Source organism: Polaribacter aquimarinus (assembly GCF_003129485.1).
Taxonomy (GTDB): Bacteria; Bacteroidota; Bacteroidia; order Flavobacteriales; family Flavobacteriaceae; genus Polaribacter; species Polaribacter aquimarinus.
In genome coordinates this window covers 1-801 of sequence record NZ_QFFG01000019.1, presented here as the reverse complement: position 1 = coordinate 801, position 801 = coordinate 1, and the positions used below count along the sequence as shown (strand labels likewise).

General features: G+C 33.8%; 1 protein-coding gene. It reads right to left on the bottom strand.

Annotated elements, in window-relative coordinates; all coding sequences use genetic code 11:
• Window positions 1-124: 124 nt before the first annotated feature.
• Entirely contained in the window at window positions 125-778 is a 654-nt protein-coding gene (locus tag DIS07_RS14975) for a hypothetical protein (protein ID WP_109406078.1), read from the bottom strand.
• Between the last annotated feature and the right edge of the window lie 23 nt (window positions 779-801).

The window sequence follows — 801 nt, the reverse complement described above, 5'->3', positions numbered from 1 at the left end:
CAACGGTCTCGTATAACCGTCAGTTACGGGTTAATATGCGTTAATTTTCGGTTTAGCACAGGCTTTAGCAATTCCGAGTGGATTCGGACGTAGTCGAATCCGCCGTAATTGCGGTTATACATTGTTACCTGCTGGCTTTTTTTTCAAATTCTTTAATTAATTTTCTTTTATAATTGTCATAATCCTTACTTGTTGAAACCATAAATTCTCCTTCTCCAATACGCCAAGTTTTAAACTTATAAATCCGATTATTTAATTCAAATTCAGAGTCTGTTAGTTTAATGAACATTTTTTGATTTCCGCTCTCGTTAAAGGACTCACCGTCAAAAGATTTAAAGTCAGTTTTTGGCAGAGTTTCACTTATTTTCGAGGATGTCAGTATAATTCCATCTTTCGGGACTTCTATCTTTTTTCTTAAAGTAAATGAATTAATACCAAGTTCATTTGCGTTGTCAACGTCGTATATGATTGTCACATAGTTTTGATTAAAATTATTGGGCAGCTCAAAAATCAAAGGTCTATTTTGATATTGATACCAAGCTATGAAAAGCAGAACAATTCCACTTTCTACTAGCATTACTTTTTTCCAGTTTTTAATGAACCTTTTGAGAAGTAAGTCGACAATTAGAAATCCAATTGCAAATCCAATTAAAGCAAATGCTAATAACAAGCCCCAGCCTTGTCCATCAGATTCGCTGAAAAATATCTGTATTGCTTGAATGATTGCAATAATCATCAAAATTAGCAATGGTGTTATTTTTTTCAGCGTGTTGCTCATTCAGCTTGCAGGTAACGTGTTTG